Origin of the sequence: Archangium lansingense (assembly GCF_026626635.1) — a bacterium.
Classification (GTDB): domain Bacteria; phylum Myxococcota; class Myxococcia; order Myxococcales; family Myxococcaceae; genus Archangium; species Archangium lansingense.
This window is the reverse complement of sequence record NZ_JAPNKA010000001.1, coordinates 15810-31159: the sequence shown is the minus strand read 5'-3', so window position 1 is coordinate 31159 and position 15350 is coordinate 15810. Positions and strand designations below refer to the sequence as shown.

The 15350-nt window shown below is 68.5% G+C and carries 10 protein-coding genes; 5 read left to right on the top strand and 5 right to left on the bottom strand.

What is annotated here, in order from left to right; translation table 11 throughout:
• Nucleotides 1–44: 44 nt before the first annotated feature.
• The 3 genes from OV287_RS00115 to OV287_RS00105 are packed head-to-tail and all read right to left on the bottom strand — an operon-like array spanning nucleotide 45 to nucleotide 4099.
• Entirely contained in the window at nucleotides 45–2504 is a 2460-nt protein-coding gene (locus tag OV287_RS00115; RefSeq protein WP_267531895.1) for a glycoside hydrolase family 65 protein, read from the bottom strand.
• Complete coding sequence (gene otsB / locus OV287_RS00110) at nucleotides 2501–3313, bottom strand: trehalose-phosphatase (RefSeq protein WP_267531894.1); 813 nt, start codon at nucleotides 3311–3313, stop codon at nucleotides 2501–2503. The genes OV287_RS00115 and otsB overlap by 4 nt, the downstream gene beginning before the upstream one ends.
• Nucleotides 3314–3316: 3 nt before the next feature.
• Nucleotides 3317–4099: an HAD family hydrolase gene (locus OV287_RS00105; protein ID WP_267531893.1), complete on the bottom strand. Its 783-nt coding sequence runs from the start codon at nucleotides 4097–4099 to the stop codon at nucleotides 3317–3319.
• A 309-nt stretch (nucleotides 4100–4408) separates the two neighbouring features.
• On the opposite strand from OV287_RS00105, the gene OV287_RS00100 reads away from it, so the two are divergent.
• The 3 genes from OV287_RS00100 (at nucleotide 4409) to epsZ (ending at nucleotide 7352) form a co-directional block, all read left to right on the top strand.
• The gene (locus OV287_RS00100) at nucleotides 4409–4561 is read left to right on the top strand and encodes a hypothetical protein (RefSeq protein ID WP_267531892.1); all 153 of its coding nucleotides are present in this window, start codon (nucleotides 4409–4411) and stop codon (nucleotides 4559–4561) included.
• Between the two features lie 38 nt (nucleotides 4562–4599).
• Entirely contained in the window at nucleotides 4600–5400 is an 801-nt protein-coding gene (locus OV287_RS00095; RefSeq protein ID WP_267531891.1) for a hypothetical protein, read from the top strand.
• 524 nt (nucleotides 5401–5924) lie between these two features.
• Nucleotides 5925–7352, top strand: a complete 1428-nt coding sequence (gene epsZ, locus OV287_RS00090) for an exopolysaccharide biosynthesis polyisoprenyl-phosphate hexose-1-phosphate transferase EpsZ (protein ID WP_267542264.1) — start codon at nucleotides 5925–5927, stop codon at nucleotides 7350–7352.
• Here epsZ and OV287_RS00085 read toward each other — a convergent pair whose 3' ends face one another.
• Nucleotides 7353–11498, bottom strand: a complete 4146-nt coding sequence (locus OV287_RS00085) for a protein kinase domain-containing protein (RefSeq protein WP_267531890.1) — start codon at nucleotides 11496–11498, stop codon at nucleotides 7353–7355.
• Nucleotides 11499–11639: 141 nt separating this feature from the next.
• Entirely contained in the window at nucleotides 11640–12962 is a 1323-nt protein-coding gene (gene mgtE / locus OV287_RS00080; protein ID WP_267531889.1) for a magnesium transporter, read from the bottom strand.
• 225 nt (nucleotides 12963–13187) lie between these two features.
• Between mgtE and OV287_RS00075 the strand changes: the two genes are divergently transcribed.
• Nucleotides 13188–14705 (top strand): flippase, encoded by a 1518-nt coding sequence (locus OV287_RS00075; RefSeq protein ID WP_267531888.1) that lies wholly within the window; start codon nucleotides 13188–13190, stop codon nucleotides 14703–14705.
• The gene (gene epsY, locus OV287_RS00070) at nucleotides 14702–15346 is read left to right on the top strand and encodes an exopolysaccharide export protein EpsY (protein ID WP_267531887.1); all 645 of its coding nucleotides are present in this window, start codon (nucleotides 14702–14704) and stop codon (nucleotides 15344–15346) included. The genes OV287_RS00075 and epsY overlap by 4 nt, the downstream gene beginning before the upstream one ends.
• Nucleotides 15347–15350: the final 4 nt, after the last annotated feature.

The following is a 15350-nucleotide window of genomic DNA, read 5'->3' as shown; positions in this document are numbered from 1 at the left end:
CCCTGGGAGGCACGGCCTTCCAGGGGCCTTGTTGCTTGATGGGCTCACGGACCGGCGCCGTGCATTTCCAACTCCGGCTCCGGGGAAACAGGCGGCTTCGCGATGGGGAACTCCCGTGTCTCGCAGGACTGGAGCTGGTGGCGCTCGCCGCGCAGCGCGAACTCCAGCGGAGCAGGGGCGGGCCACCGGCTGTTGAGCACCAGCTTGTCCTGGGTGATCTCCACCTCCACCGTGTGCTTGCGGTAGCGCAGCCGGAACTTCAGCCGAGTCAGCCCCTCGGGCAGGTTCGGGTTGAAGTGCAGCACGTCCCCGCGCACCTCGATGCCCGTGTACGCACGCTGCATCAAATCCACCGTCCCCGACAGTGCGCCCAGGTGGATGCCCTCTGGCGTCGTCCCGCCCTGCACGTCCGAGATGTCGCTCTTCAACGCCTCGGTGAACAGCCTCCACGAGCGGGGACGATCGCTTCGCGCCAGCACCCACGAGTGCACCACTCCGCTCAGGGTCGAGCCATTGGAGACCCGCTGCAGGTAGTAATCCACCGTCCTGGGAATCATGTCCGGGTCGAACGCGTACCCCAGCCGCTCGAAGAGCTCCCGCAGCTCCTCGGATGAGAACAGGTAGAGCAACATCAAAACGTCCGCCTGCTTCGACAGCTTGTAGCGGTTGGGCGAGACCCCCTCGGCCTCGAGAATCCGGTCCAGCCGCTGGAGGTCGCCATAGCGCTGCCGGTACGCCTCCCAGTCGAACTCCTCGAGCTGCTCGTAACCCTCGAACTGGCTCAGCACGCCGTCCGCGTGGAACACCAGGCGCATCTTCCGGCTCACGTCCTCCCAGTGCGCCAGCTCCTCCGGGCCCAGCGCCAGCGTCTCGCGCAGCTCGTCCCGGCGCTCGCCGGGCAGCAGCTTCAGCACCTCCAATCCCTTGCACAGCACCCAGACCGCCATGAGGTTGGTGTAGGAATTGTTGTCCAACCCTGGCTCCGGCCGGCCCGGGTAGCCCGTGTGGTACTCGTCCGGCCCCATGACGCCCAGAATCTCGTAGCGCCGCAGCTCCGGGTTCCACCGGGCCATGCTCGCCCAGAAGCGCGCCAGCTCCAGCAGCATCTCCGCGCCGTAGAAGTACAGGAACTCCGTGTCCGCCGTGGCCTGATAGTACTGCCAGACGTTGTAGGCGATGGCCGCGTTGATGTGTCTCTGCAGCGACGTCACGTCCGGAATCCACCGCCCCGAGCGGGGATTGAGGTGCACTCGCTGACCCTCCTCGCGCCCGTCGCTGCCGCTCTGCCAGGGGTACATGGCCCCGCGGAAGCCCGCCTCCCGCGCCGCCTCGCGAGCTCGCCGCAGCCTCCGGTGGCGGTAGCGCAGCAGCGCACGCGTCAGGGCCGGCAACCGCAGGTTGAGGAACGGGAAGATGAACAGCTCGTCCCAGAAGATGTGGCCCCGGTACGCCTCGCCGTGCCAGCCGCGCGCCGGCACTCCCACGTCCTGGTCGATGGTGTGTGGCGACACCGTCTGCAGCAGGTGGAAGATGTGCAGCCGCAAGGTGGTGTGGATGTGATCCGGCTCGGACAGCGTCAGGTCCAGGTCGCTCCGGTGCCACAGGTGACACCACGCCTGCACGTGCGTGGCCACCAGCTCGTCGAAGCGCGCGGGGGCCTGCTCCACCGCGTGCTGCGCCGCAATCGCCGCTTCCGACACCGCGAGGTCCCTCGACGAGTACAGCGTCACCACCTTCTCCACCGCCAGCCGCTGGCCCTCGCGCAGCTCCAGCATGAACTCGTGCGCGAGGTAGCCCTCCTCCACGGCGAGCCCCCGCCGCGCCCGCGCCGGTTGCCCGTCCACGTAGAGCCGCGTCCGCGCCGCCTCGGCCACCTCCAGGCGAGACTGCACCGTCTCGACCTCCAAAAGCAGCGTCTCCGCGTCCACCTCCTCCGTCACCAGCGTGCGCAGGTGCTTGCAGTTGAGCTGCCGGTAACGCGGCACGCCCCCATTCACTACCCGCCCGTCCAAGGCCGAGCGCACATGCACCCGCCCGCTCCAGTTCTCCGGCACCAGCACCAACTCCTGCCCCGCCAGGTGCTTGTCGCGCATGTGCACGAAGCGCCGCTGCTCCACCCGCGTGCGCCGTCCCTGCCGATCCTCGAAGCGCACCGTGCGCAACAACAGCCCCTGAGCCAGGTCCAGCACCTGCCGGTACTCCAGCAGCCGCACCGCATGCGCGTTGAACCAGTCGCCGCCCTCGAGCCGGAAGGTGAGCGGCAGCCAGTTGGGCATGTTCACCAGGTCCTCGTTCTCCACCACCCGCCCGGCCAGGTCCGTCTTCAGCCGGTTGTACCCACCCGCCAGGTACGTCCCCGGGTAGTGCGTCTCATCCGCCTCGGCCTCCGGCGCTGCCCCGCGCGTGCCGAAATAGCCATTACCCAGCGTGCAGAGCGCCTCGCGCAGCCCTTCCTTGCGCGGCTCGAAGCCCTCGTAGGTGAACAGCCAATGCGGTCCATTCATCGCGCCGTCCCTCCGGTCCGGGTGATGAGTCGCTCCAGGAACTGGCGCACCTCCTCTACGTCCCGCAGCGCGAAGTCCGCCGCCGTGGGCCGCACCTCCTCGCCCCGCACCACCAGCCCGAGTCCCCGTCCCTCCAACACCTGAAAGGCGTCCTCGTCCGTGAGGTCATCCCCCAGGAACACCGGCAGCACGTCCCCGCCCTCCAGGCCCAGGGCGCGCAACAACCAATGCACGGCCCGGCCCTTGTGCCAGTCGAGAGCCGGCTGCACCTCGAACACCTTCTTCCCCCCGCCCTTGCGCAGCCGCGGGTGGCGCGCGAGCACCGCGTCCACCACCCGCTCCACCTCGGCGGCCCGCACCTCTTCCACGTGCCGCCAGTGCACCGCCACGCTGAAGCGCTTGCGCTCCAGCCTCGCACCCGGAATGCCCGCGAACCCTGCCGCCAGCTCCCGCTCCGCCGCGTCCAGCTCGGGCAGCAGCGCCTTGCCCTCTTCCAGTTGGAAGCTCCGCCCGCCTGGCCCCTCGATGTCGAAGCCGTGGCTGCCCGCGTAGAACACGCCCTCCAGCCCCACGAAGCCCTTGAGGACCGGCAGATCTCTCCCGCTCACGATGGCCACCGGGTAGTGCCGAGCCAGCGCCACCAGCGTGGTCCGCATGGCCTCTGACAGCCGAGCGTCCTCCGGGTTGGGCACGATGGGCGTCAGCGTGCCGTCATAGTCCAGGAAGAGGGCTACCCGCCGGCCCTCCAGCCGCCGTGACAACTCCTCCCAACGCGCCAGCGCCAGGGGCACTTCTCGCATCGGCCGCATCACTCAAGGCCTTCCTTCCTCCACCTTCACGGTGGCCAGATGCGCCACTTCCACGTCCGCACCGGCCCGCACCAGCGCGCCTTCCAGGCCCGCACGACGCACGCCGAGCACGAACCCGAAGTGCCCTCGCCTGCCCGCCTGCACACCGGCCTGAGCGTCTTCCAACACCACCGCGCGTTCCGGGGGCACACCCAATCGCCGAGCCGCTTCCAGGAACGTGTCCGGCGCTGGCTTGCCCGGCAACCCCAGCTTCCCCGCCTCCACGCCATCCACCCGAGCGTCGAAGAGGTGCTCCAACCCTGCCGCCCGCAGCACCGCCTGGCAGTTACGGCTGGCCGACACCACCGCTGTGCGGAAGCCCGCCGCCCTCAACCGCTCCAGCAGCCCCACCGCCCCCTCGAACACCTCCACGCCGCGCTGCTCCAGCGCCTCGAGGAAGTAGCCGTTCTTGCGCTTGCCCAACCCCTGGACCGTCTCCGCTTCCGGTCCATCCTCCGGCGAGCCCTCGGGCAACGTGAGGCCCCGGCTCTCCAGGAAACAGCGGATGCCATCCAGGCGCGGCCTGCCGTCCACGTAGCGCCGGTAGTCCTCCGGGGTGAAGGGCTGGAAGTGCCCCCCGCTGCGCCGCGCGTGCGATTCCAGGTACGCGTCGAACAGTCGCTGCCACGCCTCGGCATGCACCTGCGCCGTGCGCGTCACCACGCCATCCAGGTCGAACAGGGCCGCGTCGAGCTCGCGACGTGACAGCACAACGGAGGCGGATGCGGTCGGCTTGGATGCAGGCATGGCGGAGACTCCCGTGAAGCAAGATGGTGGGGAGTGAGCGGTTTTGCAGCCTCTGGGATGGCAACCGACATCCGCGATGCTGACGGCCGACACAAGGGGCCGCAACACTGGCCCAGCGTACGGCCCTTCAGGCGTGCGGAGCTACGCGGTCGAACGCCGAGTGCGGACGCCCCTACAGAAGTCGCCGCCTCTCTCCACGGGTGAAATCCGTCACCAACTCGACCGCAGCCGGCATACAGTCTGGCCCGGCGGCATCTCCAATCCGCTCGAGGTCACGTAGAAAAGCTGAAGTCGGCACGGTGCAACTCGATGGCTGACAATGAGGCCGTCAAATGGCTGAAGCAGAACCGGAAGGAACTCCTTGTCGGCACGCTCGTCGTTATCGCCGGAGTGACCTTCGTGACCCTCTCGGCCGGAGCAGGAGTCGTCATCCTCGCCCCTGTCGTGCTCGTGGCGGCTTGAAGATCAATGCCCGGCTTGCGGCTCGAGGGAGTGCCCGGATGAACACCCATCTCATCAACAACACCCTGGCGCTGCTCCGCCAGGTAGAGCGTCACGCCACCACCTCGGAGCAATTCGACGCGCTCAAAGCCTCCAGGACCCTCCTCTACTTCATCCTGGGAAGGGGAGAGGCCGGTGAATTCAAAGACTATTTCGAGCGCTTCGACACCGCGCCCGTGAGGCCCCTTCTTTCCTTCGCCACTCAGGAAGAGGCGGAGACCTGGCTGCGGAATCACCCGGCCGCGCCCCATGGAGCCACCATCCGGGCAGCGAAGGACCTCTATACCGTCGTCGACGCACGCGCCCTCAACCATCGGAAGCTGCTCCGCCAGCTCTCTCTCGAGGAACTCGGGCTAACGGATGAAGAGGTAGGCCAAGAGCCCGCCGATGAGAGCGAACCCCCAAAGCCGAACCCCGGCGAGAGGTTCAGCCTCTTCGGTCTCTACGAAAGGACCTGCTACGACCTCTACCAGATGGAGAAGCACGTCACCTCACCCGAGGAGCTCGAGGCCATCAGGGCCGCCAAGATCTCCTTCAACTTCGTGATGCACGAGGGAGAGGAGTATGGCGTCGAGGATTACCTGGAGAGCATCCGCTCCGCCAAGAGCACTCCCCCCCGAAAGTCCTTCACAACCCGGGCGGAGGCGGACACCTGGCTGGCCACCCAACCCGAGCCCCCACCTCCGGTGGTGGTCGCCATCGGCAACGAGCTCTACGCCGCGGGACACAATCGCCGCAGAGGGCTGCGCCTGCTGATTCGCCTCCCCACCCCACCGGAGTTGGACACCGGAGCGCCGTGACGTTTCACGCCGCCGCCGCCCGGGCCGAGCAAGCCGCGGGGGTGGCGACCTGCTCAAAGGCGTGAAGGACCCATTACGTCGTCCTTTCACCGACATGCACACGCCATACCCCTACAGGTAGGGAGTCTGTAGGCCTGGACTCCGGGGCGATACGGTGTCCACTGCGAGCAACACGTAAGATGTAAAAATCCAGGGAAGTTTGACGAATTTCAGGACAAACGACTACGCTGTGCGACGCGCAATGAGGGGGGATGCGTCGTCTGAACACTTGGCCATCCCTGGCTTTTTGTGGGCGTCGCGGCCCCCTATCATGCGGTTCTGTCGGTGCTGAAACCGGGAAGGCCTCCATGCGACCCGCATCTCAAGTTGACGTGACATCCAGCGAGCCGCCCACCACCAGCACGCGAGCCGGTGCAGAGACCCCACCCAATGGGTTGGCCCCCGCGGAAACGCCGCCTCCGGGGCTGGCCTCCGCTGAAACACCGCCTCCAGGGTTGGGGCCAGACGTGTTCAAGACCGCGGAGATGCCACTGGCCGCGGTGGGCTCCGCTCGTGCGGAGGCCGAGCCCTCGCGCTTCGCTCCGGGCTTCGCCGCAAAGCTGAACCTGTCGGTGGACCTGGTGCTGGTGGTGGCAGCGCTGCTCATCTCCACGACGATGATGGGGCATGACCTGCACCTGGAGCGCACGGATGTCTGGGTGCTGCTCGGGGTGGGAGTGGTGGCGTGGCTGGTGGTGGGCACGGCGCTGTGCCTCTACGACGTGCGCTTCGCGGACCGGGAGCGGCTGGATGATCTGGCGCTCATCTCCATCCAGGTGATGGTCGTCACCGTGGTGCTCTTCATCACACGACTGGTGATGGGCACCGAGTCGTGGATTGTCGCACTGAGCATGTTCCCGCCGCTGTTGTGGCCGTCGGTGGCGCTGTTGCGCTTGAAGCTCTTCCGGCGCCTGTCGGTGCAGGAGCAGCCGCTGGATGAGGTGCTCATCCTCGGTGTGGGGGCCATGGGCCGGCTCACGGGCGAAGACATCAACGCGAAGCACCGGCGCAAGGTGATTGGCTTCCTGAGCTTCAGCAACGAGTCGTCCTCGACGGCGCCGCCCGCGCCGGTGCTGGGGACGGTGAAGGACCTGGAGCACATCCTGTGCACGGTGCCGGTGGACGAGGTCTACATCGCCGGCAACATGCTGAAGCACTCGGCGGAGATGCAGGCGGCGGTGAAGCTGTGCGAGAACTTCGGCATCCCCTTCGCGCTGCCGGCGTACCACTTCCGGTTCGACCGGGCGCGGCCGGTGGATGACCACGCCATCTCGGACGGCTACCTGCACTTCATGACGCACGCCTTCCGGCCGCACCAGATGGCGCTCAAGCGGCTGTTCGACATCGTGAGCTCGGCGGCGGCGCTGGTGGCGCTCTCGCCGCTGCTCATCGGGGTGGCGCTGGGGGTGAAGCTCACCAGCCGCGGGCCCATGTTCTTCAAGCAGAAGCGCGTGGGGCTGCACGGCAAGGCGTTCCACATGCTCAAGTTCCGCTCCATGGTGATCAACGCCGAGGAGCTGAAGGCGAAGCTCGAGGCGCTCAACGAGCAGACGGGCCCGGTCTTCAAGATGAAGAACGACCCGCGCATCACCGGGATTGGCCGCTTCATCCGCAAGTACTCCATCGACGAGCTGCCGCAGCTCATCAACGTGCTGCGCGGCGAGATGAGCGTGGTGGGGCCGCGGCCTCCCATCCCCAGCGAGGTGGAGAAGTACGCGGCCTGGCAGCGCCGCCGCCTGTCGGTGCGCCCGGGCCTCACCTGCATCTGGCAGGTCTCCGGCCGGAATCAGATCTCGTTCGAAGAGTGGATGTACCTGGACATGCAGTACATCGACCACTGGAGCCTCAAGAACGACATCAACCTGATCCTCAAGACGGTGCCGGTGGTGCTCACCGGCAGCGGCGCGAGCTAGTCAGGACGGTGGCGCGACCCCCGCGACGACGGGAGCCGCGCCACCAGAGAGCTGCGCCAGCAACGTCCGCGCTTCAACGAGGTCGACCGAGTCCACGTGCTCCTCGAACCCGGTGAGGAGCCGCGTCAGACGCCTCCGCGCCGCTTCGGGCCGCCCCATGTCCCGCAGCAGCCGACCCAGGCCCACCGTCGCGCGCAGCTCGAAGAGACGGGCGCCCTGCGCATGGGCGACGGCGCGCGCGCGGAGGAAGTCCTGCAAGGCTTCACGCTCCCGCCCATCGGCGCGCAGCAGCTCTCCGCGGAGGCGGTGCAGCTCGGCCTCGAGGATACGCTCTCCCGTCGCCCGCACCTGCTCCAGGGCCTCGTGCAATACCGTCAGCCCCTCGCGGATCCGCCCCAGCTTCAGGTGGATCCCCCCGAGCACGAAGAGGCAGTAGGTCCCTCCGCCCTGGAACCCCAGGAGCCCGTGGTACCCCCGAGCCCGAAAGCGCGCGATCACCTGTTGCACGAGCGCCAGGCAATCCCCGGGTTGTCCCAGCTCGGCCAGGGCCCAGCCCCGAATGATTTGCGCCCACCCTTGTATCCACCAATAGTCGCGCGCTCCGGAGAGGGTGATGACCTCGTCCGCTTCCTCCAGGGCTTCCTGAACATCCCGGCAGATCATCCACGTGATGATCAGCTCCATGGCCACGGTGACGGGCTCGCCAAGGCGCCGGGCCAGCTCCAGCGCCTCCCGGCCATACTTCCGGGCCAGCTCCAGCCGGCCTGACACCGCGTGGATGATGGAGGCATAGGCCAGGGAGTCTGTCGGCGAGCCTCCCCGCAGCCTCGACACGAGAGCACGGTGTTGCTCGAGGCTCAAATGCGCGTGGGCCATCGTACGCCCGCTGTACTCCAGCGCGGACCGCACATGCCCCGCGAAGGAGGAACCGATCGCCAGCATCTCATTGCCCAGAGCGAGCAGCTCCGGGCTTCGCTGGCGCTCTCCCTCACGCGCCACCTGCTCGGCCAGCTCACGGCCCGGGAAGAACTCCGCCCGTTGCAGGTGATAGCTGAAGAGGATCCACAAGCTCCCCCCGAGGTTGGGTGCGAGTTCGTCCATGCTCCGCAACAGCTCCCAGACCTGGGCAAACGTCCGCGCCGCCTCCGGCGAGGAGAACCCTTGCAACAGGGCCTGGCTGTAGCCCAGGGCGGTCAACACCGTCAGCTCCTGGCTGGGAAGCCGGCTGGCCTCGGGCAGGCCGCGCAGGAGCTCCTGCGCCCGGGAGAAGTCCTGCACCCCTTCCGCGAGAGCCATGCGCTGGATGGCCAGCCATCCGGCCCATATCCAATAAAGGATGGCCGGCGCGGACTCCCCCGCCTCCGTGTAGTGGTGCGCGAGCAGCTCGGGCCTGGCCCTTCCCACCTCGGGGAAGCGCTCCTTCAGCACCTGTGCGATCCGCTGGTGGTACCGCCTTCGCTCCGCACGAGTCAGGGACTGGTACGCCGCCTCCTGGAAGAGCGCGTGCCGGAACTGGTACTCAGGCTCGGCCGAGCCCTCTCGCTCCTCCTGCAGCAGCCCCGCCTCCACCAGCCCTCCCAGCTCACGTTGCAGGTCCGCGGCCTCGCGTCCCGTGACAGCCGCGAGCAGGGACAGCGAGAACTCGCGCCCCACCACCGCCCCGTGCTGGGCCAGCGCCTTCTGACGCGACGACAGCACGTCCAGCCGCGCCAGCAACAGCTCGTGCAGCGTCACCGGGATGGATGCCATCCCCCCACCCTCCAGCACCTTGCGTGTCATCTCCTCGATGAAGAAGGGGATGCCATCCGTCATCCGCACCAGCTCCCCCACCGTCTCCTCTGGCAGGAGCGTGCCGTGGGCCGCCGCCCGGCTCAGGGCGGCCGAGTGCTCCGGTGACAGGTGCTCCAAGGAGAGTCGATGGAGCCCGGCGCCAGAGGGCCAGGAAGGCTGGAACTCGGGGCGGGCGCTGAGGACGACGAGGAGGCGTGTGCTCTCGATGCGCTCGAACAGGTAGCCGAGAAACTCGAGCCAGGAGGAGTCCGCCTGGTGCAGGTCCTCGACGGCGAGGAGCACCGGCCGCTGCCGCGCCTCGCTCGAGAGGAGCTCCACCAGTGCCGCGTACGTCTTCTCCAGCCTCCGCGCGGGCATCAGCCGGTGCACCGGAGCGCCCTCGGGGATGGGCAGCGAGAGCAACAGTCCCAGCAACTGCACGTGCTCCTCGGGCAGGCCCCTGGAGCCCAGCCGCGCCTCCAGCGCCTCCAGGTGCCGCTGGGGTGTGCCCTCCGGGGAGAGCGACAGCAGGGCCCGGGGCAGCTCGGCGACCGGCAGAAGCGCTCCGGAGTAGGGCCGCGACCAGCACTGGAACCACAAGCGGAGGGCCGTCTCCGGGGGCACCCGCCGCCGCAACTCCAGGAGGAGACGGGACTTGCCAATGCCTGCCTCGCCGCGCAGCAGCACGAAGGCGCCATGCCCCTCGCGAGCCCCCTCCCAGAGCGCTTGGAGTTGCCGCAGCTCGATCTCCCTTCCCACCAACGGAGTGAGCCCACCGGCCACGAGCGTCCGGTCGAACCGCACCCGCACCTCCCGCTCGCGCACCACACGGTGGACGTTCATGTGCACCGCTCCCGTCAGGCCCGCGAAGTCACGAGCGCCCAGGCACTCCGTCTCGAAGGCCCCGCGCACCTGCAGCCACGTCGCCTCACTGGCGAGCACGTCCCCGGGCCCAGCCTGGCTCGAGAGCCAAGACACCGCCCTCGGCGCCTCACCCTGGAGGATGCGCGTCTCCAGGACCATCCAATCCGTGTGCAGACCCACCTGCGCACCCAGCCCGGAGAGGTACAAGTGTGGCAGCCTCTGCTGGAGCAGCTCCGGCATGTCGTGGGCCAGCTGCAGCCCCGCGCGCACCGCACGAGCCGCGTCATCCTCCCGCACTTGCGGACAGCCGAAGCAGGCGAATACCTCGCCACCCACGTACAGGTTGACGCTGCCACCGTGCCGCTGGATGACCTCCTCGCAGCCCTTCTGGAAGGCCGCTTCCAGTTCCCCCACGTCCTCGGCATCCATCCGCTCCGCGAGCCCGCCGAGGCCCGTCAACCGGCAGGAGAGCAGCACCAACTGCCGGCGCTGCTGGCTCTCCTGGGTCCCCGCCACCTCGAGTCCGAGGCCGGCCAGTCGGGCTCGCAGCTCGAGCACCTCCTGCCGAAGCTCGCGTGCCGAGGAAAAACGCCGAGCCGGCTCCTTGGCCAGTGCGGTGACCAGCAGCGACTCCACCTCCGGTGGCACCTCCGGGTTGCGCGCGCGCACGGGAGGCGCTGGCTCCTCCGAGGTCACCCGCTCGCGCAACTCCCCCCACGTGGCCCCCGTGAAGGGCCACCCACCCGTGAGCATCTCGTAGAGCACCACGCCCGCCGCCCACACATCCGTGCGCGCGTCCTGAGACTCGCCCCGCCACTGCTCCGGCGCCATGTACGCGGGCGTCCCCGCCGTGGACGGACTCGTTGCGTTCTCCGCGTTGGCCGTCATCCAGTGCGACAGGCCGAAGTCCAGCAACTTCACCGTCCCCTCCCGGGTGAGGAAGACGTTGCCCGGCTTGAGGTCGCGGTGGATGAGACCCCGCTCGTGCGCATGCGCCAGCCCCGAGCAGATGCCCTCCATGATTTCCAGTGCGCGCCGCGTCTCCAGCCGCCCCCGTTTCAGCAGCGCGGAGAGCGGCTCTCCCTCCAGACACTCCATCACCAGGAAGGGCGCGCCCGGCTCGCCGGGGATGCCATGCCATTCGGTCACATCGAAGATGCGGACGATGTTCTCCTGGTCCAGCTGGGCCACCGCCCGTGCCTCCGTGAGCGCCTCCGCCCCAAAGTCCGGACGTGGCAGCAGGAACTTGAGCGCCACCTCGCGCCGTAGGGTCTCGTCCTGCGCGCGGAACACCTGGCCCATCCCCCCTCCGCCCAGCCACTCGAGCACCTTGTACCGGCGTCCGTCCGGCCCTCCGAGCCGCTCCCCGGGGACTGGCAGCAGAGGCAAGGGCTCGGAGTGACGCAACTCTCGCAAGAAGGAGTCCTCGAAGTCCGAGGCTCCCGAGGAGGCCTCATGCCCACTTGTGGGCCGCCCCCCGTGCTGGCTCTCGTGCGTGGCCTCCCTGCTCATCCCGTGCTCCGGGGGTGCCGCGGCCTCACCTCCGGCGGCGACCTCCTCTTCTGAGGTTAAGCCTGGAAGGGGCACCCTCCATCTCTACTCCGCCCCCCTCCTGGGAGGGGAGAGGGGTGAGCGGCCGCAACCAGGAAGCGCTTAGAGCAGCGTGCCGCGCAGGAGGACGGCGGCCACGGTGAAGTAGATGACGAGCCCAGACACGTCCACCAGCGTGGCCACGAAGGGCGCGGAGGCACTCGCCGGGTCGAACCCCAACCGGCGCAGCACGAAGGGCAGCATGGAGCCGGAGAGGGTGCCCCAGGTGACGACCCCCACCAGCGACAGGCCCACCGTGAGCGCCACCAGGAAGGCGTGCTCGCCGTAGGTGTGGAAGAGGCGCTGCCAGAGAAGGATGCGCACGATGCCCACCGTGCCCAGGATGGCGCCCAGCGCCAGTCCGGCCAGCACCTCGCGCCGCATCACGCGCCACCAGTCGCGCAGCCGCACCTCCGACAGCGCCAGTGAGCGGATGATGAGCGTGGTGGCCTGGCTGCCCGAGTTGCCCCCCGAGCTGATGATGAGCGGCACGAAGAGCGCCAGCACCACGGCCCGGGAAATCTCCGCCTCGAAGTAGCCCATGGCCGTAGCCGTGAGCATCTCGCCCAGGAAGAGCACCAGCAGCCAGCCCGCGCGCTTCTTCAGCATGGCGCCCAGGCCCACCTTGAAATAGGGCGCGTCGAGGGCCTCCATGCCGCCCACCTTCTGGATGTCCTCGGTGGCCTCCTCCTGAACCACCTGGACGATGTCATCCACGGTGACGATGCCCTTCATCCGCCGCTCGGCATCCACCACGGGGATGGCCATCAGGCCGTGCTCGGCGAAGAGCCGGATCACCACCTCCTGATTGGTGTTCTCGGAGACGGTGACCACGTCGCGCCGCATCACTTCGTCCACGCGCTCGTCCGGGGCGGCCTGGATGAGCTGGCGCAGCGACACCACGCCCAGCAGGTGCTGCTGCGCGTCCAACACGTAGGCGTAGTAGACCGTCTCCACCTGCTCGCGCGTCTGCTTGCGCAGGTAGCCGATGGCCTCGTCGCTGGTCATCTCCGGGCGCACGCGCACGAAGCGCGGGTTCATCAGGCCGCCGGCCTCGTCCTCCTCGTAGGCCTGGAGCACCTGCACCTCCGTGCGCGTGGCGTCGTCCAGCTCCCCCAGCAGCGCCTCCCGGTGCTCGGGCGGAGCGGACTGCACCACGTCCACCGCGTCGTCGGGGGCCAGCAGCCGCATCCACGTGCGCCGCTCGCCCGGTGGCATCGCGAGGATGAGCTCCGCCTGCGCATGTGCGGACAGCGACAGGAAGAAGTCGTCCGCGGTGGCATGTGGCACCAGCTTGAAGCTCTCCACGCGCTCGTCCCGCGAGAGCGCGGGCCAGGCGTCGCGCAGATCCTGCGGAAAGATGGGCTCGCGCTCCAACGTCTCCATGAGCACCCTCCGAAACAGGCAAACCCGGTATGCGGGTAGGCACCCGGCGGTCACGCCCGGATGGGAACCTTCTCACGGCACAAGAAGCCCGGCCGCCTGCTCTACAGACCTGTAGCCGTGTATTTGACGGGGGGGTACCCGTGTCGTTCACTGGACGCCGCCATCCCTGTCGAGGAACCTGTCATCGAAACGCCCCAGACGAGCGCAGTGGATGCCCACACCTCTTTGCGAAACGCCGTGAAGTTGGGCGGCTCGCTGATGGTGACGTATGGCATCGCGTTCGCCCTGCAGGTGCTGATGCCTCGCATCCTCGGCCCGATGGGCTATGGCCAGTACAACTGGGCCAACGGCTTCTCCGGCGCCTTCTTCGTGCTCAGCGCGATGGGTCTGGACGTCTACATCCGCAAGGAGGTGGCCGTCCGGAAGGACCACGCCAGCGAGTTCTTCGGCGGCACGCTGCTGTTGCAGCTCGGGATGGCGCTGGGACTCATCGGCGCCATGCTGCTCGTCATGCGCGCCGGGGGCGAGCCTCCCGAAGTACAGCTGCTCGCGCTGCTGTTGGGCACCTACCAGTTCTTCTTCCGCCTCAACGCCATCCTCGCCGCCGTCCTGCACGCCCGCGAGAAGGTGGATGGGCTGTCCGTGGCCCATGTGGTGATGAAGTGCCTCAACGGCAGCGGGCTGGTGCTCGTGCTGCTGCTGGGCGCTCCGCTGCCGTGGCTCGCCGCGCCCTTCATCGGTGCGGAGATCGTCAAGGCCGTGTTCCTCTTCCACCTCACGCGCAAGCACGCAGAACTGAAGCTGCGGCTGGACGCGCGCTCCACCGTCACCGCGCTGACGGCCGCCCTGCCCTTCTTCATCAACGAGGCGGCGCTGGCCACCAACGGCCGCGTGGATGTCAGCATCCTCGGCATGGTGGCCAACAAGACGGAGGTGGGTTACTACGGCGCCGTCTGGGGGATTGCCGGCATGACGATGCTGCTCTCGCCCATCCTCGGCTGGGTGCTGCTGCCAATGATGTCACGCGCGGCGGCCACCTCCCAGGAGGAGTCCACCCGGATTCTCCGCCTGGGGCTGGAGGGCGTCGTCTCCGTGTCCGTCCCCGTGACGCTCGCGCTGGCACTGGGCTCCGAGACATGGGTGCGGCTGCTGATCGGCGAGGAGTACCTACCGGCCGCGCCGGTGCTGCGGCTGCTCGCCCCCATCTTCGTGCTCACCTACGTGGCCACGGTGTGCGGCAGTTGGCTGATGGCTGCCAACCGCACCTGGACGGTGACGCGCACCTCCATCCTGGCCGCGGTGCTCAACCCGGTGCTCAACCTGCTGCTCATCCCGCCCTTCCTGCGCTGGCTGGGTCCCGCGGGCGGCGCGAGTGCCACCGCCATCACCCTGGCCACCTGCGAGGTGCTCGTCACCATCATCCTCGTGTACGCCATCGGCTCACGGGCCTGGGACGCGCGCTCGCTCGCCGTGCTGGGCAAGACGCTCGGGGTGTGCGCCAGCGTCACCGCCGTCCACCTGCTGCTGGGCCAGCTGGGACTCGATGAGCGAGACCTGGTGCGCGGCCTCGCCCGGCTGGTGGTGGATGGCACCGTCTACCTCTCCCTCATCCTCCTCACCGGTGCGGTGCGTAAGGACGAGGTGCTCGGACTGGTGCGCATGGTGCGCAACCGCCGCAAGCCCCAGGCCGCCGCCGAGCCGCCTCCCTCCGGACCGCCTTCCTCCGAGGTCCGCGCCGCATGAAGCCCTCTCTGTCCACCATGAGCATGCCCTCCCTCCACTCCCTCCGCCGCTGGCCCCTGCTGGCCACGCTCCTGCTGCTGTCGGCCTGCTACCAGCCGGGCCGCTTCGTCTGGGTGGACGACTACCGCGAGCCCCAGGTCCAGCAGCAGGACGACAGCTACGTCATCCGCAAGGGCGACATCCTCAACGTCAACGTGTGGAACCAGCGCGAGCTCACCTCGCGCCTGCGCGTGCGCGATGATGGCCGCATCAGCCTGCCGCTCCTCAACGACGTGGACGCCGCCGGGTCGACTCCCGCCGCGCTGGCCCGCGCCATGGAGCAGAAGCTCAAGGACCTGGTGGCCAACCCCGTCGTCACCGTCATCGTGGACGAGGCCCAGCCCGTGAAGATTTCCGTGCTCGGCGAGGTGCGCAACCCGGGCAAGAAGCTGCTCGACTCGGGCTCCGGTCCGCTGCAGGCGCTCTCCGAGGCCGGCGGCTTCACCGACTACGCGCGCGACGACGCCATCTACGTGCTGCGCAGGGAGCCCGGCTACCCCACCCCGGTGCGCATCCGCTTCACCTACGAGGCCCTCACGCGCAACGAGGGCTCCGCCCCGACCTTCCGTCTGAAGACGGGCGACGTGCTGGTGGTGGAGTAAACCC

Excerpts from the sequence above, each read along its gene's own strand:
- OV287_RS00115 (WP_267531895.1), bottom strand. The coding sequence starts at position 2,504 with ATGAATGGACCGCATTGGCTGTTCACCTACGAGGGCTTCGAGCCGCGC.
- otsB (WP_267531894.1), bottom strand. The coding sequence starts at position 3,313 with ATGCGGCCGATGCGAGAAGTGCCCCTGGCGCTGGCGCGTTGGGAGGAG.
- OV287_RS00105 (WP_267531893.1), bottom strand. The coding sequence starts at position 4,099 with ATGCCTGCATCCAAGCCGACCGCATCCGCCTCCGTTGTGCTGTCACGT.
- OV287_RS00100 (WP_267531892.1), top strand. The coding sequence starts at position 4,409 with ATGGCTGACAATGAGGCCGTCAAATGGCTGAAGCAGAACCGGAAGGAA.
- OV287_RS00095 (WP_267531891.1), top strand. The coding sequence starts at position 4,600 with ATGAACACCCATCTCATCAACAACACCCTGGCGCTGCTCCGCCAGGTA.
- epsZ (WP_267542264.1), top strand. The coding sequence starts at position 5,925 with ATGCCACTGGCCGCGGTGGGCTCCGCTCGTGCGGAGGCCGAGCCCTCG.
- OV287_RS00085 (WP_267531890.1), bottom strand. The coding sequence starts at position 11,498 with ATGAGCAGGGAGGCCACGCACGAGAGCCAGCACGGGGGGCGGCCCACA.
- mgtE (WP_267531889.1), bottom strand. The coding sequence starts at position 12,962 with ATGGAGACGTTGGAGCGCGAGCCCATCTTTCCGCAGGATCTGCGCGAC.
- epsY (WP_267531887.1), top strand. The coding sequence starts at position 14,702 with ATGAAGCCCTCTCTGTCCACCATGAGCATGCCCTCCCTCCACTCCCTC.